Source organism: Alphaproteobacteria bacterium, from assembly GCA_016699305.1.
GTDB lineage: Bacteria > Pseudomonadota > Alphaproteobacteria.
In genome coordinates this window covers 578,677-603,266 of sequence record CP064970.1, presented here as the reverse complement: position 1 = coordinate 603,266, position 24,590 = coordinate 578,677, and the positions used below count along the sequence as shown (strand labels likewise).

At 56.7% G+C, this 24,590-nt stretch carries 21 protein-coding genes and 2 tRNA genes; 12 read left to right on the top strand and 11 right to left on the bottom strand.

Annotated elements, in window-relative coordinates; all coding sequences use genetic code 11:
- Positions 1–72 precede the first annotated feature (72 nt).
- On the top strand, positions 73–402 hold the full coding sequence (trxA, locus tag IPI58_02770; protein QQR69602.1) for a thioredoxin: 330 nt from the start codon (positions 73–75) through the stop codon (positions 400–402).
- Positions 403–407: 5 nt separating this feature from the next.
- On the opposite strand, the gene IPI58_02765 is transcribed toward trxA, so the two are convergent.
- The 5 genes from IPI58_02765 to secB form a co-directional block, all read right to left on the bottom strand.
- Positions 408–2,093, bottom strand: a complete 1,686-nt coding sequence (locus IPI58_02765; protein QQR69601.1) for a cache domain-containing protein — start codon at positions 2,091–2,093, stop codon at positions 408–410.
- Positions 2,094–2,255: 162 nt separating this feature from the next.
- Entirely contained in the window at positions 2,256–3,251 is a 996-nt protein-coding gene (locus IPI58_02760; protein ID QQR69600.1) for a DUF2125 domain-containing protein, read from the bottom strand.
- Positions 3,252–3,627: 376 nt separating this feature from the next.
- A complete protein-coding gene (locus IPI58_02755; protein QQR69599.1) occupies positions 3,628–3,942 on the bottom strand; it encodes a 2Fe-2S iron-sulfur cluster binding domain-containing protein in 315 nt (104 codons plus the stop codon).
- Positions 3,939–4,973, bottom strand: coding sequence for an NAD(P)/FAD-dependent oxidoreductase (locus IPI58_02750; protein ID QQR69598.1), 1,035 nt, complete (start codon positions 4,971–4,973; stop codon positions 3,939–3,941). Before IPI58_02750 ends, IPI58_02755 begins: the two co-directional genes overlap by 4 nt.
- A 5-nt stretch (positions 4,974–4,978) precedes the next feature.
- On the bottom strand, positions 4,979–5,491 hold the full coding sequence (secB, locus tag IPI58_02745) for a protein-export chaperone SecB (GenBank protein ID QQR69597.1): 513 nt from the start codon (positions 5,489–5,491) through the stop codon (positions 4,979–4,981).
- Between the two features lie 244 nt (positions 5,492–5,735).
- Here secB and pyrF point away from each other — a divergent pair, with 244 nt between their 5' ends.
- Positions 5,736–6,632, top strand: coding sequence for an orotidine-5'-phosphate decarboxylase (gene pyrF, locus IPI58_02740; GenBank protein QQR69596.1), 897 nt, complete (start codon positions 5,736–5,738; stop codon positions 6,630–6,632).
- A gap of 9 nt (positions 6,633–6,641) precedes the next feature.
- Here the strand turns inward: pyrF and IPI58_02735 are convergent.
- Positions 6,642–6,716: transfer RNA gene (locus tag IPI58_02735), tRNA-Thr, on the bottom strand.
- A gap of 58 nt (positions 6,717–6,774) precedes the next feature.
- Entirely contained in the window at positions 6,775–8,151 is a 1,377-nt protein-coding gene (locus tag IPI58_02730) for a hypothetical protein (protein ID QQR69595.1), read from the bottom strand.
- 271 nt (positions 8,152–8,422) lie between these two features.
- Here IPI58_02730 and greA point away from each other — a divergent pair, with 271 nt between their 5' ends.
- Positions 8,423–8,926 (top strand): transcription elongation factor GreA, encoded by a 504-nt coding sequence (greA, locus tag IPI58_02725; protein QQR69594.1) that lies wholly within the window; start codon positions 8,423–8,425, stop codon positions 8,924–8,926.
- 32 nt (positions 8,927–8,958) lie between these two features.
- Here the strand turns inward: greA and IPI58_02720 are convergent, their stop codons facing one another.
- Complete coding sequence (locus IPI58_02720; GenBank protein ID QQR69593.1) at positions 8,959–9,543, bottom strand: adenylate cyclase; 585 nt, start codon at positions 9,541–9,543, stop codon at positions 8,959–8,961.
- Positions 9,544–9,769: 226 nt separating this feature from the next.
- On the opposite strand from IPI58_02720, the gene IPI58_02715 reads away from it, so the two are divergent.
- Both IPI58_02715 and IPI58_02710 read left to right on the top strand, forming a co-directional pair.
- The gene (locus IPI58_02715) at positions 9,770–12,337 is read left to right on the top strand and encodes an Hsp70 family protein (GenBank protein QQR69592.1); all 2,568 of its coding nucleotides are present in this window, start codon (positions 9,770–9,772) and stop codon (positions 12,335–12,337) included.
- A 43-nt stretch (positions 12,338–12,380) separates the two neighbouring features.
- The gene (locus IPI58_02710) at positions 12,381–13,280 is read left to right on the top strand and encodes a proline iminopeptidase-family hydrolase (GenBank protein ID QQR69591.1); all 900 of its coding nucleotides are present in this window, start codon (positions 12,381–12,383) and stop codon (positions 13,278–13,280) included.
- A gap of 77 nt (positions 13,281–13,357) precedes the next feature.
- Here the strand turns inward: IPI58_02710 and mazG are convergent, their stop codons facing one another.
- Positions 13,358–14,719 (bottom strand): nucleoside triphosphate pyrophosphohydrolase, encoded by a 1,362-nt coding sequence (mazG, locus tag IPI58_02705; GenBank protein QQR69590.1) that lies wholly within the window; start codon positions 14,717–14,719, stop codon positions 13,358–13,360.
- A 182-nt stretch (positions 14,720–14,901) separates the two neighbouring features.
- On the opposite strand from mazG, the gene IPI58_02700 reads away from it, so the two are divergent.
- The 5 genes from IPI58_02700 (at position 14,902) to IPI58_02680 (ending at position 18,734) form a co-directional block, all read left to right on the top strand.
- On the top strand, positions 14,902–15,813 hold the full coding sequence (locus IPI58_02700) for a DUF1849 family protein (protein QQR69589.1): 912 nt from the start codon (positions 14,902–14,904) through the stop codon (positions 15,811–15,813).
- 85 nt (positions 15,814–15,898) lie between these two features.
- Positions 15,899–15,973: transfer RNA gene (locus tag IPI58_02695), tRNA-Gln, on the top strand.
- A gap of 223 nt (positions 15,974–16,196) precedes the next feature.
- The gene (locus IPI58_02690; protein QQR69588.1) at positions 16,197–16,748 is read left to right on the top strand and encodes a pilus assembly protein; all 552 of its coding nucleotides are present in this window, start codon (positions 16,197–16,199) and stop codon (positions 16,746–16,748) included.
- Positions 16,732–17,316 carry a pilus assembly protein gene (locus IPI58_02685; GenBank protein ID QQR69587.1) on the top strand — a complete coding sequence of 195 codons (585 nt, stop codon included), beginning with the start codon at positions 16,732–16,734 and terminating at the stop codon, positions 17,314–17,316. Before IPI58_02690 ends, IPI58_02685 begins: the two co-directional genes overlap by 17 nt.
- A gap of 26 nt (positions 17,317–17,342) precedes the next feature.
- Entirely contained in the window at positions 17,343–18,734 is a 1,392-nt protein-coding gene (locus IPI58_02680; protein ID QQR69586.1) for a pilus assembly protein, read from the top strand.
- Positions 18,735–18,760: 26 nt separating this feature from the next.
- Here IPI58_02680 and otsB read toward each other — a convergent pair whose 3' ends face one another.
- The gene (otsB, locus tag IPI58_02675) at positions 18,761–19,564 is read right to left on the bottom strand and encodes a trehalose-phosphatase (GenBank protein ID QQR69585.1); all 804 of its coding nucleotides are present in this window, start codon (positions 19,562–19,564) and stop codon (positions 18,761–18,763) included.
- 60 nt (positions 19,565–19,624) lie between these two features.
- Positions 19,625–20,752 carry a molecular chaperone DnaJ gene (dnaJ, locus tag IPI58_02670; protein ID QQR69584.1) on the bottom strand — a complete coding sequence of 376 codons (1,128 nt, stop codon included), beginning with the start codon at positions 20,750–20,752 and terminating at the stop codon, positions 19,625–19,627.
- Between the two features lie 732 nt (positions 20,753–21,484).
- Between dnaJ and tadA the strand changes: the two genes are divergently transcribed.
- Entirely contained in the window at positions 21,485–23,494 is a 2,010-nt protein-coding gene (tadA, locus tag IPI58_02665; protein QQR69583.1) for a Flp pilus assembly complex ATPase component TadA, read from the top strand.
- A complete protein-coding gene (locus IPI58_02660) occupies positions 23,482–24,576 on the top strand; it encodes a type II secretion system F family protein (GenBank protein ID QQR69582.1) in 1,095 nt (364 codons plus the stop codon). The genes tadA and IPI58_02660 overlap by 13 nt, the downstream gene beginning before the upstream one ends.
- Positions 24,577–24,590 lie beyond the last annotated feature (14 nt).

Below are 24,590 nucleotides of genomic sequence, written 5' to 3'. Positions count from 1 at the left end.
GGGTGCTTGTCTTGGCCCACGCAAAGTTCTTAGGATATCGACAGACAACGCATACCGTCTGGAGAGAGAATCATGTCCCATATCGAAGCGGTCACCGATGCCAATTTCGATGCCCATGTCCTAAAGGCCGGCCTGCCTGTTTTGGTCGATTTTTGGGCGGAGTGGTGCGGTCCGTGCCGCGCATTGACTCCTATTGTCGAGGAGATTTCAGCGGAGATGGCTGGGCGTTTGTTGGTCGTCAAGATGAATGTCGATGAGAATCCGGCCACGCCCAACACATTCGGCATCCGCTCGATCCCCACGCTCATCCTTTTCAAGGATGGTGGCGTGGTAGATCAGCGTGTGGGCGGCTCGAACAAGGCCGCCCTTGTGGCCTGGATCAACAGCGCATTGCGCGATTGATGGCCTTACCCGGCGCGGACGCGCTGGAGGAAGGATCCCATTTGGACACGGAGCTTCTCGGATTGCTGAGATAGTTCGTCCGCCGCCGTCAAGACGTGCTGGGCCACCGTGCCGGTATTGTTGACGCTTTCGAGGACGCCGGTGATCGAGTTGGAGACTTCATGCGTCCGGCTGGAGGCCTGCTGCACGTTGCGCGAGATTTCCTGCGTGGCCGCGCCCTGCTCTTCGACGGCGGCGGCGATGGTGGTGGTGATCTCGCTGATACGGCCGATAGTGCCGCCGATGTTGCGGATGGCTCCCACGGCGTTGCCGGTCTCGGTCTGGATGGCCACGATTTGACGGCTGATATCCTCGGTGGCCTTGGCTGTCTGATTGGCCAGGGCCTTGACCTCGGATGCGACCACGGCAAAGCCCTTGCCCGCCTCGCCGGCACGAGCGGCCTCGATGGTGGCGTTCAGGGCCAGCAGGTTGGTTTGTCCCGCGATCTCGTTGATCAGGCTGACGACCTCGCCGATCTTTTGGGCGGCACCGGCCAGGCTTTCGACCGTGGCGTTGGTCTGTTCGGCCTGTTGCACCGCGCCGCGTGCCACGGTGGTGGATTCGGTGACTTGGCGTCCGATTTCGCTGACCGAGCTGCTCAGCTCTTCGCTGGCGGCGGCGACGGTCGAGACATTGGCGGATGCCTGATCCGCATTGGCCGACACGATGCTGGCCCTGTCGCCTGCTGCATGGGCATCGTGGTTCATGGTCTCGGCCGAGGCGCGAAGCTCGGTGGAGGCGGAAGAGACGATCTGGACGATACCGCCCACATCGCGCTCGAAATCATCGGCCAGTTTGTTCAAAGACGCCTTGCGGTCGGCCTCGGCCTTCTGACGCGCCTTTTCTTGTTCGGCCTTCAACTGTTCGACTTCCAGAGCGTTCTGCTTGAACACCTCAACGGATTTGGCCATATCGCCGATCTCGCTGCGGTGGTCGGTATAGCCCACGGCCACATTCAGCTCGCCATGCGCCAGGCGCGTCATGGTCGATGACATATCGTGCAGGGGCACAACAATCCCACGTCCGATCAAGAAAGCGCCAAGACCGATGACCAGCAGCACGATCAGTGCGCCGCCACCGAGCGTCAGCATAGTTTCTTGAAACTTCTGATCCACGTCATCCACCATATAGACGCCCGTGCCGATCACCCAGTTCCAGGCATCAAAGGACTGCACATAGCTGAGTTTGTCCACCAGCGGCTTGCCTTTGTCGCGTTCCCATTGATAGGGCACATAGCCATTCTTGTCCTTTTGCACGACTTCAACAAAGTGCTGCATGTAGGGAAAGCCATTCGGGTCTTTGGCTTCGTAATAGTTCTTGCCGACCAGTTCCGGTTTGACATGCGATAGAAACACGCCCTGCATATCATTGACCCAGATGTAATTGGTGCCGTCATAGCGCATGGAGGCGATGGTGGCCAAAGCGCGCTTTTGGGCCTCGGCTTCGGTCAGCTCCCCCTTTTCGGCGGCCTTCTGATAGGCCGCCACGGTCGAATGGGCCTGTTCGACCAGGTTTCTCAGCATGTCCTTATGTTCATTGATCATGCTGGCCCGCTCGGTCTGCAGCGCAAAGGCGCAAATACCGATCATGCCAAGGGCCATGACGCCGACAATGATGGCCAGACGTGTGCCGATGCGCAGATTATGAAGCATGGTTTCAGTCCCTTCTTTTCTTTTTCTTGTACGCTCCAAGTGTGCGCTTCAAGCGAGTGTCCCGCCGCGCATCGAGCTAACTTAGCAAGACAAGGTTAATTTTTCTGAAACGGGGACAGAATCCCTCGTTGATGGGCTAAATATGTTACCCGGAATAATTAGCTACTTGCGTGTATAGATCAAGGCGAGTGATGGGACGGTAGCTATATCCATGCCAAAGGCTTGAACGAGGCCGTTTTGCACGGTCAGGGGGATGGTGAAGGATATTTTTCCTTCAGTGCTTTCTTCTTTGCCTTCGACCAGAGCTTTGTCCAGAGCCTGTCGTGTCTCGCGCGATATCGGCAGCAGGATCAGCAAAGATTCGGGTTGTTCCATGCGCAAGGTGAACGCGCCTTGGGGGCGTAATTGGGCGTCAAGGGTCAGCGTTCCTTGCGCGTCAATGCGCATGATTGATTGGCCAAGCCTCAATTGGTCGATTTCGATGACGCCGCCAGATTGGCTCCACAAGGCCAAGGACTCGGCTGAATTCGGATAAGGCGGCGCGCCCATGATCCGTGCCTTCATATCAACACGGCCCAAAGGCACGGGGAGGCCGGACGAAAAACGTCCCGCGCCCAGCGCCAGCACGAGGTCATCAATATCTAGGCTTAGTTTGCCGCCGATCTGGGTATGGTCTTGTGGCGCAGGGCGTGGGATGGTCCAGCTCGCCGTGATCATCTTGCTGCGCAATTGGCCCAGTTCCACGGGCAGGTGAGGCGACTTGATGTCCAGCACGCAAGAGGGGGTCGTGCCCCATTCCTCGCAGCGCGCCAATGCGGACTCCGCCGTCCAGCTTTCTTGCGCTGGCTCGGCCCGCAATTGCAAGGCTTGGACATACAAACGCCACGGTGCCCAAGGCCGTATCCACCAGTCCAAGCTTTCCATGGATGCCGGCCCCAACAAGGGCAGGTCGGTCGAAACGTCTTTGATGCGCAGATGAACCCAATGCGGGAAGCCGCCGAGCGTAAGGACAGGGCGTTCGGCTCCTCCCCGCTGTAGGACATTCATCAGCCGCGCGCGGCTGAATACTGCCACCAATAGCCACAGCAGGATATAGGCCAACGCCAATACCACCAGGCAGATGGCCATCACACGTACACGTCTGGGGTCGCGTATCACCAGGGATATCCTGTGGTCTGGAAAGAGCGGCTTGTTTGTATAAGACAGATTGCCCATGTCAGGGCAAGAGGTGCATTTTGTAGGCTTTGCGGACCATCCACCGAACCTGTGGATAACCCTGTTGATAAAACAACCTTCATACGGTCGCAGGCATGGTGTTCCCGCCCTTTAATACGGTTTGCCTTATTTTGAGGCACTATTTTAACATAATGATTTATATAAGATTTGCGCGCTTGCAGCACTTGCAGATAATTTATTGTCAGCGGTTAAAAAAGCCTTGACAGCGGTGCGTGAAACCCACGCCCCCTGTGTACATTTTACCCCTTAATCCACGAAAACCCTGTCATATCAATGTATGTAACAGGGCAGGGACGGATCAGACTGATCCAGGTGCCAGAATCAGATGGATGCCGTCAAGGCTCTCGTCAAACACAATCTGACAAGACAGGCGCGAGCGCGCTTCAACTCCGGGCGCGCCGTCGAGCATGCCTTCCTCTTCTTCTGTCGAGGCCGGCAGCTTGTCGATCCAGGCGGGATCGACATAGACGTGACATGTGGCGCAGGCGCAAGACCCGCCGCATTGGGCCTGGATGGGCAGCCCGCCTTCGCGGATGATCTCCATCAGGCTCCAATCCTTGGTCGCCTCCAATTCGTGCTTCTTCCCGTCGGTATCGGTCACGAAAATCTTCATTTTTCCACTCCGAGCTTACTGTGTAGGTCTGAACTGGATGTCGTGTACTGGAAGCGATAGCGTTCGCCCGGATGCGCCAGGGCAAAGGCCCGCTTGGCAGCCAAGGCGGCTTCGTGAAAGCCCGATAAGATCAGCTTCATCTTGCCCGGATAGGTGCAGATATCGCCAACGGCGAACACGCCCGGCGCGCTGGTCTCGAATGTGGCTTGGTCCACCGTTAACATATGATCTTGCATAACCAGGCCGAATTCCGCCACGGGGCCGGGCTTCATCGTCAGGCCATAAAAGGCCAACAGGCAGTCGCAAGGAATTTGTGAGGTAGTCCCGCTTTCACTCTTAAGCGTGACGCCCGTGATTTGCGTGCCCGTTCCGGTCACTTCGACCAATTGGCCGATCTGTAAGGCGGCTTTGCCGGCAGCGACCAATTGACGCATATGCCCCACGGAGTCGGGCGCGGCGCGGAATTCGTCGCGCCGGTGAACCAGGGCGATGCTGGCCGCATCCGGTTGCAGCACGCGCAGCCAATCCAAGGCGGAATCGCCGCCGCCCGCGATCACCACATGCTTGCCACGGAATTTGTCCTTTTGGCGCACGGCGTAAAACAGGCTGTTGCCTTCATAGGATTCGATGTTCGGCAAAGGCAGTTTCTTGGGCACAAAGCTGCCGCCGCCGCTGGCAATCACCACAACGGGCGCTTCCAGGATCGTCCCGGCATCGGTCGTCACGCGCCAGCCGCCATCTGGCAGTTTTTCAAGAGCGGTGGCCATCTGACCCATATGGAAAACGGGGTTGAACGGCTTGATCTGCTCCATCAAGCGGTCGGTCAGCTCTTGGCCCGTGCATACCGGAACCGCCGGAATGTCATAAATCGGCTTTTCCGGATACAGCTCGGCGCATTGGCCGCCGATGCGATCCAGCCCATCCACCAAATGACAGCGGATGTTGTTGATCCCCATCTCGAACACGGTGAACAGGCCCACGGGACCCGCCCCGATGATGATGGCCTGCGCGGCGATCGGCTCCGTGGTCATAGGCGTTAGGCCTTTGCGGGTTCGGTGGCCGATTCGGCGGGGTTGCCGGGAGGCGTCTGGGAAATGGCAAATTCCACCGGTGCCAACAGCAAAGGCGGGAATCCGCCGTCGCGCACGACATCCGCGATGATCGAACGGGCAAAGGGGAAGATCAGGCGCGGCACTTCGATCAACAACACCTGCTGGCTTTGCTCTTGGCTCATGCCGGTAGGCACGTTAACCAAAGCGGCATAGTCAAGCTCGACAATAAAGGCCACTTTGTCGTTCATCTTGGCTTCGATGCGCGAATGCAGCACCACTTCCACCACGTTTTGGGCGATCAAATTCACCTGAACGCCATGCTGGGGGGCAATCTGCGGCGGCTCGCGCATCTCGGTGAAGATTTGCGGCGCATTGGGGCACTCAAAGGACAGGTCCTTGACATACTGCCCCATGATCATCAGCACGTTTTGCGGAGCCTGGGCACCGTTGGCGTTGCTGGTGGATTCGGGCGCGGCGTCGCCGTTGGATGTGGTCATCGATCTCGTATCCTTTGTGAAGGTGGCCTGTTGTAGGACAAGCATCCCGGGGAAAACAAGCCCCTTGGTGCGGGTCTTTCAGCCGGGGGCAGGATGGCAAGTTTCACCCAAAGGAGCAAGAGCGGGGAATGGTAGGGCTGAGAAGGTGGTTTCATTGACATTTTCGGACAATCTTGTTCGATCCTGGGTATTGCGCTAAAAGATATCGGAACTAAAACAACATCACGTTCAAGGGGGGCAGGATATGGGATTTGTGCAACGTGTGCGCCAGGCCACCGATCAACATACCGGCTTTTGCGTGGGGCTGGATCCGACGCCCGATATTCTGCGGCAATGGGGGGTGGGGGACGATATCGGTGGATTGCGTCGCTTCGCGGATATCATGGCGGAGGCATGCCGTGGCACCGTGGCGATGATCAAGCCGCAAGCCGCATATTACGAACGCTTTGGCCCCGAGGGCATGCAGGTGATGCGCGCGCTGAGCCTGTCTTTGCAAGATAGAGGTGCCGTGGTGGTTTATGACGTCAAGCGCGGCGATATCGGCTCGACCAGCGCCGCCTATGGTCAGGCTTATTTGGGACGAAACAGCTCGTTTCGCGGCGATGCCATGACCTTGACGGCTTATCTGGGGTTTGGGGCGATTCAGCCCATTTTGGAACATGCGGCCGAGCAGAGCTGCGGCGTTTTTATCGTTGTGCGCTCGTCCAACCCTGAGGCGACGATGCTGCAAGAGGCCGTCTGCGCCGATGGCGACAGCGTGGCCATGAATCTGGCCCGCCAGATCGAGTCGTTTAACCAAGCGCATCAAGATGATGGTCTAGGCCCCGTCGGTGCCGTGGTGGGGGCGACGCAAAAGGGCGTGGTTCCGTTGATCCAGGCCATGCCTTCGGCCCTGCTGTTGACGCCCGGCATCGGCTTTCAAGGCGCAAGCTTTGCCGATCTACAGCGCGAATTCGGTCCCGCTTTGACTCGCGTGGTGGCCCCCTCGTCCCGGGGCATCCTGGCCGCAGGCCCCGATCCCGCCGCCATCCGTACCGCCATCGAGGCCGCGCAACAGGCTATGCGCACCGCCCTCGCCGCCGAACGCCCCACTGTCACCACCGTGGCCACACCGTGCGAGAAGGGCCGCCAACCCAAATAAGAGAGGAAATGGTGCCGAGTGTCGGATTTGAACCGACGACCTACCGCTTACAAGGCGGTTGCTCTACCCCTGAGCTAACCCGGCGGCCATAGGGCCCAGTATTCCGCAGTTGCGCCGCTTGACGCAAGTTGCAAGAGAGAACTTAGGGTGTTGTTGTTTTGGTGTCAGGAACTGTCGCAGCCGTTGGGGATGCCGCAGCGGGAGCGGATACGTCAGGGGAGGCTGCAGGGGTTGGATCGGCAGGTGCTGCTGCCGCCTGAGCCGGGGCGGATTCTGGGGGAAGGGCTGCGGCGGCTGGGACTTCCTTATTGTCAGGAATCGTGGGGCCGGGCACCATCTGTGCCGGTTCTGTGGGAGGCGCTACAATTGGCGCAACCGGTGCCGTGATTTTAGCGGACTTCTTGGCTGCAGAACTCTGCTTTGCTTTCACGACAGACTTCTTGCTCGATTTTTTGCGAATGGCCGACTTTTTCTTCTTGTCGGCACCCTTGCTTATAGCCGCCTTGGCCACGCGCTTGGCTTCGATGCTGGTGCATCCCTCGATGTTTTGGAAAATCAAGCTCACGCGGTCGTTTTGCGAGTCCACATAGCCCATCAACCCCAGTTGCGCCGTGGCATTGTCATTCTTGACCCAGCCATCGGGTACCAAGGCGATCTTACGTGATGCGCCGTCATATAACCCTTTGACGCGATAGCGGGCCTCAATGTCCAAACTGGCTTTCTTTGAGCGGACAAGCGAAGGGGCACCCACGCGCGGCGAAGGAGCGTGAACCGAGAATGTCCCACTTAGCCGATCTCCAGCTGCCAGAACCAGTTCCAGCGTGCCACCGTGACGGCGGCCATTGCAGGCGTAATCGCCCCGCCATGTGCCGGCGGGAGTAAAGGAAGGCATGAACACGCCCGGCATGGCGGCTATCTGGGCCGAAGACGGACGGCCTACCACGCCCAGTTGAGCGGGAATCGCAGCAACAACCGGTGCGTTCAAGGGCTGAGAGGTATAGACAGGGGGCATGGCGGTCGTGGGGCATGCCAACAGCAGGAGGCCCATTTCACCGCCCGACCAAACCATAAGCCACTGTTCCCCGGCTTTGTCAGCTGTCAGAACAGAAATTTCGGGGTCCAATTCCTTGATCTCGGTCTCTGCTACCGTATAGCCTTGAGCCTTGGTCTGGCTGACCACGTTGCTGAAAATACTGTCCACGCGTCCCTGTTCGTTGGGGGACATACGCCAGCCGTAGCTCTCAGGTGCCTGACAACGCCGCGCAAGATTGCGTGCCGCTGTTTGCAAAGCTGCATGGAAGGCTTCATTCATAGGGAGCGCTACAGGACGATCCTGGCCTATCAACCCGGCCATGAAGAAAGGCAAGGGCGATTCGTCTGCAGACACTGCAGCAGGGGATTCAGACTCAGCCGCCCGCGCCGCAAACGCTGTCAGCATCACCGCGCTTGCCGCCAGCAATGCCAAGCCCGTTAAGGCGCTGACGCACATACGCAACGCCGCGATCCCAATTGGATTCATCGTCCTGTTCCTTTCCACGTCCGCCAAGCCCTGTGCCTACGGCCTTCCCTCAGGTTCCTGATTGTGACCATGCCTTGCTCGTTGTCAAACATCTTGCATGATGTCCCTCATCTTTTGCCTTCTGGCTATCTGGGGCATTGCTTGTAATGCTAAGACTCGGTAAATTTGACCGTCTGTGCCTAAATCTAGGGAACTGACGTAAGTTCGAGGCACCAAGCAGCGATTTAGTGTCGTTACCGGGTCCTGGCAGCGCTCAAGGGGAGTTTGTAATATGGTCGAAAAAGTTCCGATGACCAAAGGTGGTTATCAGCGTTTGACGGAAGAGTTGCGTCATCTAAAAAGCACGGAACGGCCCAACATTATCAAGGCCATTGCCGAGGCGCGCGCTCAGGGCGACTTGTCGGAAAATGCCGAATACCACTCCGCGCGCGAGAAGCAGAGCTTCATCGAAGGCCGTATCGCCGAGCTGGAAAGCAAAATCAGCCTGGCCGATGTCATCGACGTCTCCAAGCTGTCCGGTCCCATGGTTCGTTTTGGCGCGACGGTGGTGCTGGAGGACGAAGACAGCGGCGAACGTGTGCGCTATCAGATCGTCGGCCAGGACGAAAGCGACATCCATTCGGGGCTGCTGTCGGTCGGCGCGCCTTTGGCGCGGGCGCTGATTGGCAAGTCGATTGACGACAGCGTGCAGATCCGCGCGCCTGGCGGTGACAAGGGCTATGTCATCGTCGATGTGGCCTATAAGGACGAAGTTCTACCCTCGACCGGTGTCTGATCTCGGCCACGAAGATCAAAGACAGTTGATCATCAACCTTGCTGTGCCAAAGCGTGAATGTCGGCCACATGGTCAAAAGTGATCATTGGAGCGGCATTAATGGCGTGTGATGAAATGCCGATTCGCTCATAGAGCGTGGCGACCGCCCCGAACAAAGCGTTTTCCCACACGAATCCCAGTTCCTGGGCCGCCGCGCGCACCAAGCCCTCATCGGGTGCCTCAATTTCCACAAAAGGGGGAATAGCGGGCCATTCGTCCAGCGTTACTTCGACCAAGGCGCGAGTCCACATTTCTCGCCGTGTCTCTTGATACGATTTACGGATCAGGCCAAAGGCTTCCAGCAGATGGCATGCCGTATCGAAATCGTCGGCGATGATTTGAATTTCCTCGGTGCCGTCCACGCGGTTGATGTCATGCGTGCGTTTATAGCTGATGGTGACGACGCCGGCTTCGTCGCGGACGCGCGCCCAGCGGTGCTTATCTCCTTGGGGAAGATCAAACACCACGCGGCGCATCAGATATTCGGGGTGGACGCAGGCATAGCCGGACTGTGTCAGAAGACGGCGCAAAGCCACGCGGTCGATATCCGGAAATTTGGCTTCAATCTCAATGGGCATGGCGGGACGAATATCATGTTTTGCAGGGCGTTTCCAGTTTCTTCTTCGCTCAAAAATCGGGACCTAAGTGGTATCGAACATCGTTCGGTGCGCATGTGTCGGTAGACCTAAATCTACGAAAAAAACCACATGCAAACCCTTGTTGCAGCTATTACGGCGCGATAGAATGTCTGCCTTAAGGGCAAGGCGCAAACCTGCCTATAAAATCGATTAGGAAAGTCGGTTCATGGATATCGGCATAGACTTGGGCACCTCGAACAGCGTTGTCGCGGGAATCGTGGACGGCAAAGCGAAGGTGTTTCGAACCAGCGACGGGCAGGATTATCTGCCTTCCATGATATTTGTGGATAAACGCGGTCATCGTCTGTTTGGGCGGCGCGCCCATGACCAGGCCATCATCTCGCCCGAGAATGTCGCCTCGGGCTTTAAGCGTTTGATGGGTACCTCCACGCCCATTCAATTGCCAGGGCTGGATCTAAGCCTGACACCTGAGGAATGCAGCTCGGAAATCATTCGCCAATTGCTGGCCCAGGCATTCACGGCCACGGGCAGCCAGGATGTGCGCGGGGCGGTGATCACCATTCCCGCGACCTTCAATCCGATGCAGGCCGAGGCCACGTTGAGCGCGGCGCATATGGCGGGCCTTCAAAACGTCGCCTTGCTGCAAGAGCCGATCGCCGCCGCGCTGGCCACGATGGAAGGCTCCAGTCGTTCGGGGCAGTTCTTGATCTATGATCTGGGCGGCGGCACGTTTGACCTGGCCTTGGCGCAAAGCATTAATGGCGAGGTCTCGGTCATCGACCATCAAGGCGTCAGCATGTTGGGCGGACGCGATTTCGACCGCATGATCGTCAACGAGGTGGTGCGTCCCTGGCTGGCCGAGCACTTCGACTTGCCTAAGGATTTCCAGCGCGATCCCAAATTCCGCCGGGTCATTCGACTGGCCCAGTTGGCGGCGGAAAAGGCCAAGATCGAGCTTTCGACTCAGGAAAAAGTGTCGATTTTCTCCTCGGATGAAGAGATCAACGCGCATGACGAATCGGGCGCTGCGATCTTTGTGGATATTCCCTTCGAACGCGCGACTTACGAGGCCATGATCCGCGACACCATCGACCGCACGGTCGAGGTGGCGCGAACCTTGCTGGAAGAGAATGGCTATAGCCACGAGGATATTGATCGGGTCGTCTTTATCGGCGGCCCCAGCCATACTCCGCTTATTCGCCAGCGCGTGTCGGATGAACTGGGAATCGCGGCGGATTTGTCCGGCGATCCTATGACGGCGGTTGCCGTGGGAGCGGCCTATTTCTGCGAGAGCCGCGAATGGAAATCCAGCGGAACATCCGCTCCCAAGAAAAGCGAGGCCGTGCGTGAGGCCGATATCGGTCAAGGCAGTCAGTCTTTCCATGTCAGCTTCGAGCATACAGCCCGCACGGTCGAAGATCGCGCCGCCATTCGCGTGCGCATCCCCGGCGGTCGCAAGGCACAGCACGATTGCTGGCTACAACTGACCGATAGCGCCCGTGATTGGCAGTCGGCGCGTCTGCGCGTCGAAGATGAGATGGTCATCGCGGTACCCTTGCCGCAAATCGGCTCTTACGTCTTCCAGCCGCATTTGACGGACGAGACCGAGCGTTCCATCGACGGCCCGTCCATCGAACCGATCGAGATCATGCGCGTGGTGGCCGCGACGGCAGGCATTCCCGCCACGCATACGATTGCCGTGAAGGTGCGCGAATCAAGCGACTCGCCACGAAACCGCCTGCATCCTTTGGTGAAAAAGAATACGGTGTTGCCTTCGGAAGGCGATCAGTCTTTCCGTTTGGTGCGGCCTGTACGCGCGGGCGAGGCCGGGCATGTGGCGTTTGAGCTGTATCAGCTGGAATACCCGGAAAAGGTGGAGCTGAATCTGTGCATCGGCTCGCTGCGTATCGCAGGCGAAGACCTTCCCAGCGGAACGCATCTGAAGGAAGGCGACATTATCACCTTCCATTGGCGGCTTAGCGATAGCGGCGTTTTGCAGGCCAATGTCAGTCTGCCTTCGATGGACGGACAACCCGCCATTTCCTTGCGCGCACCGCGTTTTTATTCGCCGCAGGCCGGGCGCGTGTCCTTTGACCCCGAAAACGGTTTGCGTTTCGCCGAAGCCGTCCTGGCCCAGGCCGAAGAGGAATGGGGCGAATTATCCGCCGCGCTTGGTCCGCAAGGTGGGCATGATTTGGAATTGCTGCGTTTGCGTCTGGAGGATCAAGGCGACCAGTTGCGCGAAGGCAGCCAAGAGCCTGAACAGATTCGCCAAGTTAGCGAGGAAGCCCGGTTCATCCGCCAAGACCTGGCGCGACTGGCCTATCGTCACCGCGATATCACCCTCAAGCGTCGCTTGGGACGCATGCAGGCGGCCTTTAACCGCTTGGCGCGCAGTTTTGCACGGCCTCAGGAAGCGACGATGTTCGACCGTTGCGCCGGTCGCGTTCAACAATCCCTGAACGAGGATGACAAGCAGAGCCTGGACGAAGCCGAAAGCTTGCTTGAGACGATGCGTGAATTGTTCTTCAACGCCGCATGGCGCGATGATGCCTATGTCGAAGGTTGGTATCGTCGTTTAGCGGGTCGCCCGTGGCTGTTCCCCAATCAAGAGGAATTCACAGAACTGGTCATCGAAGGCGGCGAGATGCTGACGCGCTCGGATCGCATGGCGCTGCGTCATTTGGTCAGCCGCATGCTGGATCAGCGCATTGACCTGGAGGTTGCGCCAACTACGTCGGAGCCAGCCGGATTAATGGCGACGACGGCTTGATTGTGAATGAGCTAAATTTAACGGCAGGACGCAGGCTGATTCCATGATGCACCACACACTAGAAAAAACCGGAACAGTTCCTGTCATAGGTGGAAATATCCACTGCAGGTATTATGAACCGCATGATCCCGATAAGACTGCAAGGACGCCTGTCGTTTTCGTGCACGGCGGACCTGGAGGATCTCATTCTGCTATGTGTGATGGCCTTGAAAGTCTTGCTGATGAAAGGCCTGTCGTTTTTTACGACCAGCTTGGCTCGTATTACTCTCCGGCTGAACTTACCCCCGACTTAATGACGGTTGAGCGCTTTGCAGATGAGATTTCTTGCCTTATGAAGCATCTTGGAAAGGACAAAGTTATTCTTTTTGGCCATTCCTGGGGTGGTGCCCTGGCCGCCTATTTTGCCATACACAATCCGACAAAAGTTGCAGGACTCGTCTTATCGTGCCCACTCCTTTCAACAAAAAAGTGGATTGATGACTGCAATGAATTAATGGCGGAATTGCCGTCCGATGTTCAAGAAACGATACGCTCTTGCGAAGCCAACGGGACGACGAGTTCTGCTGCGTATCAAGCCGCAGATGATCTTTTTTCTTCTCTTCATCTTCTACGATCCAATGAAAATCGAAGCATATTGCTTAAACACCGGCACAAAACAGTAAGGCAAATATACATGGCCATGTGGGGGCCGAGCGAATTTAGCTGTCAGGGTCTTTTGAAAGACTTCGACGTGTTTTCTCGATTGGCTGAAATTGTCGTTCCAACGCTATTGCTTTGCGGTGAATATGACACTGTAACGCCAAAGACGATGCGGGAAGCACAGAAGCTGATCAAGGGTTCCGTGGTGAGCATCATTCCCGAGAGTGGTCATTTGGCGTATCTGGACAACAACCGCGCGTATGTTTCTGCCGTTGAGGATTTCTTCGCTGCGAATCGTTATTGATCTTTATCCATGATGATTGCTGGCACCGTGCGTGACGTGCGGGGAGCTTTCAGGAATGTCGTCTGTCTCTGACGATGTCAGGAGTTCGCCACAGCGTAAATTGGTAGGTCCAGACTCTCTCGTGTGAAGGTCCCATTCATGGTCCGTGGTGCTGTGATGGCAGACTTATCAACCGGGGCCGACAGCTTTTCTTGGCGCTTTGCGGCGACCCACAGGTCTTGAATTTCACTCGCAGATGCCTGATGCAGCCTGCGGCCTTCTTGGTGCAAGCGGTCCTCAATGACATGGAATCGGCGTTCAAACTTATCATTGGCGGCATTCAGAACCTCTTCCGGATCGTAGCCGATATACCGGATACAGGCGATGCTGGCGAAGATCACATCGCCCATTTCATCGGCAAGGGCGGTGCGATTATTGATATCCAGTTCAACAACGGCCTCCTCCAATTCATCCAGAATCTTTTGCAGGGCCGAATCGCTCGACACCCAGTCCCATCCCATAGCGTTTTTCTTTTCTTCCATCTGGCTTGTTCGGCGTATGGCGGGCAATGCTGCGGGAATATTCAAGAAATAATCCTCGCGCGGCGATCGGGGCGTCAGAAATTCACCATTTTTTCGGTGCTGCTTAATCTCGATCCACAGGTCTTGAATTTCTTGGGCTGAGGTGTTTTCGATCCGGCGTCCCTGGGCATGGAGAATGTCTTCTATGCCCCAGATGCGACCCTCGAATTTATGATTGCAGGCGCGCAGTACGGCTTCGGGGTCGAATCCCAAAAAACGGGTCGTGGCGACGACTGAGAACAAAACATCCCCCAGCTCTTGATATAAGGCCCCAGGGTTTTCGTCGTTCAATTCGGCCCTCGCCTCGGCGATCTCATCTTTGATGTTGTTAAGGGCATCTTGACCTGTTGCCCAATCCCAGCCCGTTTTATTCTTCTTTTCCTGTAATTTTGTCGTGCGCAGCATGGCGGGCAAAGATGCGGGGACGCTGATGATATAGTCTGGCTTATCGTTTGGTGCCGTCAGTTTTTGCGCTTTTTCTGCCTCTTTGCGGGCGCTCCAGATACGCATTACGTCATCTGCCGTTGCCGCTTGCTCGTCCCCAAAAACATGTGGGTGGCGAGAAATCAGCTTGTCCGCCAAGCCATTGGCGATGGAATTGATATCAAAAATTCCTTTTTCTTCAGCAAGTTGTGCGTAAAATATCACCTGTAACAGTAAATCACCCAGTTCCTCGCGCAAATGGTCGGTATCGCCTGAATCGGCGGCCTCGGCCACCTCATAGGCTTCTTCAATGACATGTTTGGTCATGCTGCGAAAATCTTGCTTCAGGTCCCACGGGCAGCCCGTTTCCGGATCGCGCAAACGCGCCATGATCTCAATCACCCGCAAAATGCCATCGGTGGCGCGTAGGGGAGCGGGCTTAGCCGACTCGGTCATGATCTGTGTGTCCTTGGATGCATAAATCTATCAGGGGGATTGTATAGCACACCGCCATGCAATCGGAATATATGCTCCATGTTGTTCCCAGGCCTTGCACGCCCTATAGTCTGTACTCACGCCTTTGTGAATCGAACGTCAAGGGAACGACATTGCTCAAGCCAGTGATCCGGCGTCATAAGATGGGAGCGTTCCTCCTATTGGCCTTGACGGCATGCGGCGCGCCCGCACCCGCAGCGACAGCTTCGATGGAAGAGATCGTTCGTAAATTGGCACCGCACCGTGCCGTTTATGATCTCAAGCTGGGTAACGTGGCCGGGAAGAGCGATGTGCGCGGCGCGCAGGGCAAGATCGTCATGGAATGGGGGGACGCCTGTGATGGCTGGACCAGCCAGCAGAATTTCGCCGTGGATTTGTTGAACGTCAATGACAGCACCGTCGCCATGACGACCAGTCAGACAAGCTGGGAGGCCAAGGATGGCAGTCGCTTTCGGTTTCAGATTCGCCGTCAGTTAAACGGCAAGGATCAGGAAGAATATCGCGGCCATGCTGTGCAGCGCGGGCTGGCCGGCGGACAGGCGCATTTCGATCTGCCCAAGGCAAAGAAAGCGGTCCTGCCCACGGGCACGGTTTTCCCGACGCAGCATGTGTTGAAACTGCTGCAAATGGCAATGGACCACGAGAATTTTGCGACTTTCACGGTGTTTGACGGCGATGGCGAGGAAGGTTACAGCGATATTTCAGCCTTTATATTGTCCAGGGTGGATAAGATCGCCCCGATCAAGGCTCCTGACTCTCAGCCCATTCCTCTGGCCGATCATCGTGACGGAGACGGTAATAAAGAAGAGCAAAATCAAGATGCACAAGTGGATGCCGATCTTCTCAATGCCCCTGGCTGGAATGTCCATCTGGCTTTTTTCTCGGATAACAACAATGATCTCAAACCCAATCAGGAAAGCGATATTGTCCTATTGGAAAACGGCGTGATGCGAGAAGCGACTATCAATTACGGCGACTTTACTATTACAGCGACATTGAGGTCGATCAACCGTCTCCCCCCAAGTCTATGTACGGGAGAACAAGCGCAAAAATAAAGGCTTAGCCATTGAATGGGCCGTCACGCGAGCATCTTGCTCTGCGCTGTGGCTGTGCTATGGTTTGCGCCTCTGTGCGGCGTATTGGGGCGTAGCCAAGCGGTAAGGCAGCGGGTTTTGATCCCGCCATCCCCAGGTTCGAATCCTGGCGCCCCAACCACAGTCGCATAACGATATAGCTACGTAATGACACAGGCATTTACGCCTCATTTAGCGAAATATCGCGCCACTCTTAAGCTTTCATCAAAGCCGACTTGATACAGTCAAGATGACGGAGTGTGTCAAACACATGTCTCGGTCGCCTCGTGTGTGTGCGCGAGGTTCGATAGGAGTCGGCAATGGCAAGAGTATGCAGACAACGCCAAGGATTTCTGTCCCGCTTGATGCGCGATATCCGCGCCACGGCGGCGGTGGAATTTGCGTTGATCTTGCCCATTCTGGCGATGCTGATCATCGGCACCATCGAGGTTTCGATGATCTTCTTTGTGACCCATATTATGGAAAGCGCTGCCTTTAGCGCCTCGCGCACCGGTAAGACGGGTTACGTTCAATCGGGCATGACCCGAGAAGCCACCATCATGGCCGCCATCACCCAGCGTGCAGGACCGTTCATTGACATCAGCAAGGTCGTTATGGACACCAAGACCTACACGTCATTCAGCCAGATCGGCCAGCCCGAGCCGTTCATCGACGCCGATGGCAATGGCCAGTGGGACGAGGGCGAAAACTATACGGATGTTAACCACAATGACCAATACGACCTGGACCGGGGCACCGAAGGCACCGGTTCGGCTGGGGATATTGTGGTCTATACGATCAGTTATCCCTGGAAACTCTTTACGCCGATGATGGGCGATCTTATGGGCCATGACGGAACCTTCACGGTGTCATCAAGAATCGTGGTGAAAAATGAACCCTATGCCGCAGGCCCATAACACCAGGGCGTCTCGCCCGGCCTCACGATGCGGCTTTTGGAAAAACCAGAAGGGCATCGCGGCGGTGGAATTCGCCCTGGTCGTCCCGATCGTCGTCACGCTGATGCTGGGCGGCTTTGAATTGGCGCGCTGTCTGCTGTTGCACCAGAAGATTGAGCGAACGTCCTATACCATTGCCGATATCATCGCTCAGTCCGATCAAGTGACGTCAGCGAGCTTGGGACAGACGCTTATCGCCGCGCCTGAAATCATGGATCCTTTCGAGTTTGGGGCCAAAGGCGTCGTCATCATCACGTCTGTCTATCGCGCCCAAGGGCAGGCCAATGCGACGGTCCGTTGGCGTTATACGGGTGGAGGCACATTGGCCCGCACCAGCAAGCTGGGCAACATCAACGCTACGGCGGCTCTACCTAATGGATTGACGTTGAATGAAAAGGACAATGTGATCGTGGCCGAAGTCTATTACGACTATCAGACCTTCTTTGCGTCCGACATCATTACACCGGGAGATATCTACAAGACGGCCATCTTCAAACCGCGTCTTGGCGCGCTTATCACGGCGCCATAGGGAAGGGAAAGAGGAGGAACAGCACCATGTCCGCACAAAAGAAAATTGGCAGCACCATCTGCCGCAACTTCCGTGTCCTGGCCAATGACGAGTCGGGATCGGCGGCCATCTTGGTGGCTCTGTCCTTTGTTGCGCTCAGCGGCTTCGTGGGCCTGTCGATCGATACCGCCCGTACGCAATTGGTGCAATCGCGCCTATCCACGGCGGTGGACGCGGCGGGCTTGGCGGCTGGATCGACCGTGAGTACGGCCAATGTTGAGACAGAGTTCAACAAATATCTAAGCGCCAACTTTCCGGCGCATTACCTGGACGCCAGCATCACCAGCTCGTCGATCGCCGTGAATAGCGACAAGACGGTGCTGACCATGACGGCCTCGGCCACGGTGCCGACGATCTTCATGCGCATCTTCAACATCAACAACGTCACGGTCAGCGTGCAATCGGAAATCACCCGCGCCGTCAACGGCTTGGAATTGGTGATGGTGCTGGACAATACCGGCTCCATGGCAGGCTCGAAGCTTAGTAGTTTAAAAAATGCCGCCAATCTGCTGGTCGATATTCTATACGGTGGGAAGGAATCGGTAGACGATCTGTGGATTGGCCTGGTGCCTTTCGCGCAGAGTGTCAATATCGGTTCCTCGCGCACCGCATGGCTCGACGGCACGCATTATGCCGGCCTGAACTGGGGGCCGACATCATGGATGGGCTGTGTGATGGCGCGCACGGCGTCCAATCGCGACACTACCGACGATCCGCCCTCGGTTGCGCCCTTCAACGCGTATTATTGGGCGGATAGCAGCGGCAATGACTGGATTAATGGTTGGGACGGCAGCTACAACACTCCATTGGGCACAGATAACGGCCCGAATAAATACTGTTCGCAAGAGATGAAGCCCCTGACCGCCAGCAAGACGGCCATCGTCAATGCCATCAATACCATGCAGGCCACGGGGAACACGCATGTCAATTATGGCGCGGTATGGGGATGGCGTATGTTGTCACCGCGTTGGCGCGGTCTCTGGGGCGGTGAGATGGATGCCAATGGTCTGCCGCTTGACTACAACGCGCCGAACATGAACAAAGCCGCCGTGATCATGACGGACGGTGAGAACACGATGAGCAGCAGTGTCTTTACCGCCTATGGATGGCTGTCTCAAGGCTTGCTGGGCACTACCAGCTCGTCCACGGCGGTGACGAAGTTAAATCAACGACTGACCACCGTTTGTAACGCGATGAAGAGCAAAAACATCCAAGTGTATACCATCGCGTTCGGTAACCCTGGCACCAGCATTAAGAACCTGTTGAAGAGCTGTGCCACGCAGTCGGACTACTACTTCAACTCGCCGACGGAAACCGAGCTGAACGATGCGTTCAGAGCCATCGGCGACTCGTTGTCGAATCTGCGCGTAAGCAAGTAAGGGCCAGAGAAGGGCGAAAGCGGGGCCTAGGCCTCGATAGAGGCCGTGGCGAGGGCTTGGGCGGGATCATGGGCCAGAAGGCGCAGCCAGGTCCGCACCTCGTCCGGTCCCGCTAGGTCAAGGTCGCCCCGGCCTTTCAACTTAGCTCCTACCGACACCGCCAATCCGCCCATGGCGCGGCATGCGGCGAATCCATCCAGATCGGTCGTGTCGTCTCCCAGAAAAATCGGTCGGCGATCGGTAAAGGGCGCATGGCGCATCATCTCTTGAACAGCCGTTCCTTTGGTAACGCCGCGCATACGAAATTCGATCACGCCTTGGGCATCCAGAGTGGCCACCTCCGGCAAATCCTGTGCAATGCTGCGCAGGCTGTTCAGTATGGGCTGATTCAAGGGAGCTTTCAGATCATGAACCGCTACGCTAAAATCTTTGTTTTCAAGGAAGACGTTCTCTACATGCTCCAGCCTTTGTCTCAGACGAAGATGCACCTCGTCCAATGCGACCGCTCGCGGAATACATTGAATGGCTTGGTTGAGGGACAGACGCCATTCCGCCCCATGCGAACCGGAGATGGGCAAGGGGATGCGTTCGGGCGGCAAGAGACGGACAAGGCTGCTCATTTCCCGCCCGCTGACCACCGCCACGGCACCTTCCATGGCACGCAGCAACAGCGTCAGCAGGTCTTGCAGCTCTTGATCGACGGGGGCGAGCGCGACCATGCCTATGGGGCGGAACTCGATTAATGTACCATCGAAATCCGAGAATACGGCCAGTTTGCGACCGGCGCAGATCGGAGATGAGGAAGAGTTCGGAACAGGAATATCCATCATGCCGTTCAGTATGACCCAAGACGATGAATATCGACTAAATGGAATTATGCAAGAGAATGGCTATTCACTGATATCTTTCCAGAATTCTTTGATCCTCGACAGAAAACCCCCTTCGGTATCCTCATGTTCGCGTTCGCCGCGTTCGCGGGCGAATTCGCGCAGGATTTCCTCTTCCCGCCGGGTCAGGTTTGTCGGGGTCTCCACGATGGATTGCACATACATCTCGCCGCGCGATTCGCTGTGTAGGACGGACATGCCCTTGGCGCGTAGGCGGAATTGTTGGCCGGTCTGGGTTCCTACCGGTATGTCGAGCATGATGCGCGATCCGTCGATGGTCGGCACCTCGATCTGGCCACCCAGCGCCGCGATGGTCATGGGAATGGGCGCGCGGCAATAGATGCTGGCCCCCTCGCGCTGAAAGAAGGGATGGGCGCGGATTCCCAGCACAACATACAAATCGCCTGAAGGGGTGCCGTTGGGTCCGGCCTCGCCCTCGCCCGTCAGGCGGATGCGGGTTCCGTCTTCGACCCCGGGGGGAATTCTGATGGAAAGCTGGCGTTCGACACGTTTGCGGCCCGCGCCTTTGCATGAAGGGCAGGGGTCCTTAATGATCCGCCCGACGCCTTGGCATGCATGACAAGCCTGCTCCAAAGTAAAAAAGCCGCGCTGCACGCGCACGCGGCCATGGCCACGACAGGTGGGGCAGGTTTGCGGCTGTGTGCCGGGTTTCGATCCGCTGCCTTTGCAGCTATCGCATGCGGCGGCGCTGGCAATACGTATCTCGCGCTCTATGCCGCTAAATGCCTCGTCCAAGGAGATTTCCATGTCATAGCGCAAATCGGAGCCGCGCGCCGGACCCGCGCCGCCGCGCCCGCCTGCCCGCGCGCCGACGAATTCACTAAAAACTTCCTCAAAGATCCCGCCGATATTGCCAAAATCGAAGCCCTGCGCCTCGGCCCCCGCGCCGCCGGGACCACCCGCGCCATAGCGGTCATACACGCTCCGTTTTTGGGGATCGCGCAGAACGTCATAGGCCTCGTTGATCCGCTTGAAATGCTCTTCGGATTCTTTGTTGCCCGGGTTGCGGTCGGGATGATGCGCCATCGCTAATTTGCGATAGGCGGTCTTAATGTCCTCGGTGCCGGCGTCACGCGCCACACCCAGTAGTTCATAGAAATCCTGCTTCATCCGATCACGACCATGTCCCTATGTTGTCGGCCTATTTCCATAAGCTGAATTTGCCGGTCGATGAGGATACCAGATGAAGGCCCTCTCCGTGGCAGATCATGGCGACCAATATATATATGGGGCTTGCCAGAAGGAAAGCGGATAAGCGTGTCTCGCTTGCCGATCAGGAAGAAAAATGTAGGGGGGATTGCGTTCTAGGAGTTATTTTCCCGCCGAGAGATTGAACAAAAGCTCCTGCTCACTGGGCGTTAGGCTGGCGACGGTCGAGGACATGCCTTATGCGCAAAGTCGATGGCCGTGTTGACGGCGTCCGAGCCGGGGCCGACCGCTGCCATCCCCTGTGGCGGCGCACGGTAAGTCTGAATCACGTCGTTTATGACTCTAAAATATTGCATTTAATCAATGTGATGGATGGTATCTCCTTGGCTCGCTTGTTCATGTGCCGTATTGCAATAATTTATAAAGACGTTGTCTATAGGCTGTACAAGCCATTTTATATTTGAATGTGAGGCGGACAGGTATGGCAAGAATCGTACGCCCGGACTAAGCTGTCCCGTCTATGGGGTGATGGTCAGGACTTGGAGGCTAATGCGGATGGGAGAGTTTTTTGATTCCTTGCGTGGGCGCCTGAATGCGTCTTCTTCTAGTCAGGAGCAGAACAAGGCCGCTGACAAACCCTCGTCCGGGACGAAGCGTGGGGCTCTCTTTAGCAGTTCTAAGCCGTCATCGGTCGTGGCTCAGCCGTCTGTGGCTCAGCCGTCTAAGGCGCAAACGCCCAAAGCTGCCGTGCCGTATTCAGGAATCCTCTCGGACGCGCCTGCGTCCTTACCTCTCAAAGCTTCTCCTTCAGGGGCGCCGGGCAGTTTGGCTGGAACTGGTCCGGCGCGTGGCTTGGTGACTCCACCTATCGCTCGAGCGCATCTGCGCGGCTCCAATACAGAGGCCAAGAAGGAAGGTCAGGATATTTCAGAGGTCGATCTACCTCCCTTGGATATGGATATTAAGTCTTCCGTTGAAGAAAAGGCTGTTATCGGTTCGCAGAGAATCGTCTTTAGCGGCATGGTGCTGACGGCAGTGGGTGGGCCATTGCGCGTTCCGGCCGAATCGCGCACTGTCTGCGCCTTGTTTGACTCGGGGCTGTGGCTGGTTAGTGAAAGCCACAAAAATTCGCCCTTGGTAACCTCGGTTCGCCAATTGGCCATCCGTCAGGGTTTTACGGTTGAACCGCCGCGATATGTGACGCCGGACGTTATTCGCCGCGCCTATCATTATGCCGATAAAAATGCCACGTCGATCCGACTGGACGACAACGCCGTGCGTCGGCGCATTGTCGAGACTTTACAAAAAGGATCTGAGCTGGGAGCCAGCGATATTCACATCGAATCGACGGCCGATCGCACCAAAGTGGAATTCCGCGTCGATGGTAAGCTGCGTCTGTGGGAGACATGGACGCAAAAAGAAGGCGAGCAGGTCCTTTCCTCCATCTATTCGCATTCGGCGGCACAGTCAGGCTCTACGGCGAACTGGCTGGAACCGCAAGCCGCCATGCTCATTCCAATGAGCGGTCCCGATACGCTGATTCTGCCTGACAATGTCATCGCGGTGCGCTGCCAGTGGATTCCTTTGGCGGATGGTGGGCGTTATCTGGATATGCGTCTGCAATATGACAGCGCGAAGATATTCGGTCCGGATTTTGTGGCGGCGGATGTCGATTCGCTGGGTTTTTCCCAGGATCAGACCGACTTGGTGCGTCAGTTACGCGCCATCCCGGGCGCCATGCGCGTCTTTTCGGGCCCTGTGAACCAAGGTAAGACGACCACGTTGCGCGTGATGCTCAATCGCCGTATGGCCGAGACCAACATGCAGCTGAACTGTCTGATGATCGAAGACCCTCCCGAAGGCGGCGTCCTTGGCGGACGTCAGGTCGGTGTGTCGGCCTCCGTCAAAGACGAACAGCGCGAACGCTCATTCCTTGAAGTCATGCGTTGCGCGCTGCGTTTGGATCCCGATATCGTGATGTTGGGCGAAATGCGCGACATGCAAACGGCAACCTTCGCGTTTCGTCTGACGCTGACAGGACGCCAGGTGTACACCACCTTGCACGTCTATTCGGCGATCGCGATTCCACAGCGTCTGCGCGATCTCGGGATCGACGATTATCTGGTCTATGACCCGAATCTGCTGCGCGGATTGATCTGCCAACGTCTGATGCGCACCCTGTGTCGTCATTGCCGCATGCCTATGCGTGAAGCTGTGCAGATAGATTCAACGCTTAAGATATATGCGCAGCGTGTGCGCGCGGCCTTGTCCGTCATGGATGCCCAGCGTCAATATCGCCGCAAACCCAGCGAAAACCCAGATGATTGGCGGCCCATTGATCCTTCTATGCTGGATTTACATGAACCGGATTTGGGGCAGGTCTATTTTGCTCATCCCCAGGGCTGCCCACACTGTTATCAAGGTCGTTCCGGACGCACGATCATCGCGGAAGTGGCTGAAGCAGATGATAGGTTGATGGATTGGTTACAGAAGAATAAGATGGAGTCCGCCAGACAGTATTGGTTGGCGCCCGCTCCCGAAGGAAAAGGCGGCATTACCATGATGTGGCACGCGCTGGACAAGCTGCGACGCGGTGAGATTGACGCTCGTGATGCGGAGTTTGACGTGGGCTTTCTGGCGCGTGACCGAGAGGTCCGTGAAGTCGAGAATCGCCTAGGAGGCATTGAAAAATGGCTGATTTAGGGCGCCGTATGGCGCAATGGACGTTGCGCAATAATCGTCGCCGTCGTTGGCGCATTTATCGAAAGCTGCAAGGTATGCTGAATATGAACGAGGCTTTGTCTCGTTCGTTAGAGCGGCTTTGGTACAACTACTCCGAAATGGGAAAAAAGCCTGACCGGGCCGAGGCGATCGCCTTGCAGGAATGGCTTAGCCGCGATCGCGCCGGTGATTCGCTTTCGGATGCTATGTCGGGCTGGGTGCCGGTGGCCGAGCTGTACATGATTCGCTCGGGCGAAGAATCGGGCACCGTCTCGAAATCCTTCAGTGCCATTATGAGCATCGGCGAACAGGCCCGAAAGATGAAAGAGGCCATCATTTACGCCGTCAGTTATCCGTTCTTCATGCTGCTGCTGCTTTCGGCGGTCTTGTTCATGTTCGGCTATGTGCTGATCGACAAGATGAAGACACTTGCATCCAAGGCGGTGTTGGAGAGCATGGGCGGATTGGTCATGGTGTCCGACTATATCCACAATTATGGCATCTGGACCCTGTTGGGGCTCTTCGCGATTATGGCCGTGATCGCCAGTACCTTGCCGCATTGGCGCGGATCGCTGCGTGTGAAACTCGACAAGTTCCCTCCTTGGTCGTGGTATCGCGTGTGGCAAGGCAGTGCCTTCTTGCTGGGTATATCGTCACTGTTGGGCGCTCAGGTTCCTTTGAAACGTGCCCTGGAAATCCTTGAGGAAGAAGCGACGCCTTGGCTGCAAGAGCGTCTAAGCACAGCGCGTCAGGAAGTTTTGCGCGGTCGCAATCTCGGCGAAGCGCTGCGCGCTGGCAACTTTGGCTTTCCCGATCCTATGGTGGCTTTGGATCTTGAAATCCTCTCGGAACGGGGCGATGTCGGCACGGTGATTGAGCAGATCACGCATGAATGGATCGAAGAGCAGGTCATTGAGCTGCAAAACCAGGCTAATGTCGCGCGGTTCGGCGGCATGGTATTGGTGGCCGGCGTGATCGTCTGGGCCATGTTGTCGATCATGCATGCTACCGTGGTTCTATCAACCACACAAAGCCAAGGCGGCGGCATGGGCGGGGGCGGCTAAGCGAGAAAGGTAGC